Source organism: Azoarcus sp. Soil_N_20 (genome assembly GCF_057656155.1).
The window spans coordinates 1-611 of record NZ_JBDGKX010000054.1 but is presented as its reverse complement, the minus strand read 5'-3'; the positions used below and the strand labels follow the sequence as shown (position 1 = coordinate 611).

Here is a 611-nt window from a genome sequence, read left to right as displayed (position 1 = left end):
ATGGCTAAGAGCAAGTTTGAGCGTACGAAGCCGCACGTAAACGTTGGCACGATTGGCCACGTTGACCACGGCAAGACCACGCTGACGGCGGCAATCACGACGATTCTGTCGAAGAAGTTCGGTGGCGAGGCGAAGGCCTACGATCAGATCGATGCGGCGCCTGAAGAGAAGGCGCGCGGGATCACGATCAACACCGCCCACGTCGAGTACGAAACCGCGGCGCGTCACTACGCTCACGTCGACTGCCCGGGTCACGCGGACTACGTGAAGAACATGATTACCGGTGCGGCGCAGATGGACGGCGCGATCCTGGTGTGCTCGGCCGCTGACGGCCCGATGCCGCAGACCCGCGAGCACATCCTGCTGGCGCGTCAGGTCGGTGTGCCGTACATCATCGTGTTCCTGAACAAGTGCGACATGGTCGACGACGAAGAGCTGCTCGAGCTGGTCGAGATGGAAGTGCGCGAGCTGCTGTCGAAGTACGACTTCCCGGGCGACGACGTGCCGATCATCAAGGGTTCGGCGCTGAAGGCGCTCGAAGGCGACCAGAGCGACATCGGCGAGCCGGCGATCCTGCGCCTGGCCGACGCGCTCGACAGCTACATCCCGAC

The 611-nt window shown here is 63.2% G+C and carries 1 protein-coding gene; it reads left to right on the top strand.

Going from position 1 to position 611, the window contains the following annotated elements:
* The coding region (locus AC3A35_RS27845) for a GTP-binding protein (protein WP_487439801.1) at positions 1 to 611 on the top strand (611 nt) is incomplete at its 3' end.